Source organism: Methanimicrococcus hacksteinii, from assembly GCF_032714515.1.
In the GTDB taxonomy this organism is placed as follows: Archaea; Halobacteriota; Methanosarcinia; order Methanosarcinales; family Methanosarcinaceae; genus Methanimicrococcus; species Methanimicrococcus hacksteinii.
In genome coordinates this window covers 1-738 of record NZ_JAWDKC010000036.1, presented here as the reverse complement: position 1 = coordinate 738, position 738 = coordinate 1, and the positions used below count along the sequence as shown (strand labels likewise).

The window sequence follows — 738 nt, the reverse complement described above, 5'->3', positions numbered from 1 at the left end:
AGGGTCACGAGTAGAACAACTAAATAATTAGGTGTTCTAATCATGCTCATGCAATTGAAAAATAAATATGCAAATCGTTCTAAAATTTCTGAAGCTAAATTTAGACAAATTGTGAAGCTTTTTGTTTTGGATCTGGATGCAACTCAAATATCCCAAATTGTGAATTTAGAACGTAAAACTGTTAATAGATACCTTATGGCAATCCGCGAGCGGATTGCCGAATTTTGTGAACAGGAATCACCATTCCAAGGAGAAATTGAAGTTGATGAATCTTATTTCGGCCCGAGGCGCGTAAAAGGAAAGCGTGGACGCGGTGCCGGCAGCAAAACAATTGTCTTTGGGATGAGAAAACGAAACGGGAAAGTTTATACTGAAATTGTTCCGGATTGTAAAAAATCAACATTACAATCAATAATCCGTGGAAAAGTTGAACCGAATAGCGTTATTTATTCTGACAGCTGGAAAGGATATGATGGATTAGTGGATGTTGGATATGATAAACACTATCGGGTAGACCATGGGCGAAATGAGTTTGTAAATGGAAAAAGTCATATTAATGGGATTGAAGGGTTCTGGGGTTATTCCAAAACCAGAATGAGTAAACATAGAGGAGTGAATAAAAAATATTTTTATCTTCATCTAAAGGAATGTGAATTTAGGTATAACTATAGGAATGAAGATTTATATCAAAAAATCTTAAAGATTGTAAGGAAAAATCCTCTGTTCTACTCGTGACCC

Annotated in this window: 1 protein-coding gene; it reads left to right on the top strand. The window is 35.6% G+C overall.

All coding sequences use genetic code 11. The annotated features are described in order from the left end of the window. Nucleotides 1-48: 48 nt before the first annotated feature. Nucleotides 49-735, top strand: a complete 687-nt coding sequence (locus MmiAt1_RS09300) for an IS1595 family transposase (RefSeq protein ID WP_318786602.1) — start codon at nucleotides 49-51, stop codon at nucleotides 733-735. The last annotated feature ends 3 nt before the right edge of the window (nucleotides 736-738 follow it).